The 491-nt window shown below is 50.1% G+C and carries 1 pseudogene; it reads right to left on the bottom strand.

Annotated features, from left to right (window positions below):
- Positions 1-107: 107 nt before the first annotated feature.
- A pseudogene (locus tag PPOP_RS22895) lies at positions 108-491 on the bottom strand (IS110 family transposase); the annotation flags it as partial.

Here is a 491-nt window from a genome sequence, read left to right as displayed (position 1 = left end):
CCGCGTGTTTTTTGTTTTGGCAGCAGCCCAAGCAGCCTGACATCGCACGGACTTTAATCCTTTATTCCCCTTACGGGTTCGCATACTTTTTTTTACCGGCGCTTTCGTTATTCCCTCCCCAAGAAGCAAGGTGCCCTTCCGACGGAAATACCGACATGTCGGGTCCGATTTGCCGCGGCATCCTTATTGATTCCCGGAATCGTATCCAGTAGTTCGATTTCCTTCTGGTATGGGCGAAGCAAGTCTTCGATCTCCGCTTCCAAAGCGGTAATTTCTTTTTCTAAAACCTCCAGATGGTCGTAATGCCTGCGGATCATCTTGCGATGGTGGGCTCGCACGCGTCCGTTTAAGGCATCAACCAACTGGGGTACTTTTTTTCTAACTTGGGTTTTGACCTTCGCTTTCACGTCTGCTGGCTCCAGCACAACACCGTTCATCACCGACTCTAGTAAAGCGCGGCCCGACACACCAAATACATCGCTAAGATAAGT

Source organism: Paenibacillus popilliae ATCC 14706 (genome assembly GCF_000315235.1).
Classification (GTDB): domain Bacteria; phylum Bacillota; class Bacilli; order Paenibacillales; family Paenibacillaceae; genus Paenibacillus_B; species Paenibacillus_B popilliae.
This window is presented reverse-complemented; position numbering and strand designations above follow the sequence as displayed.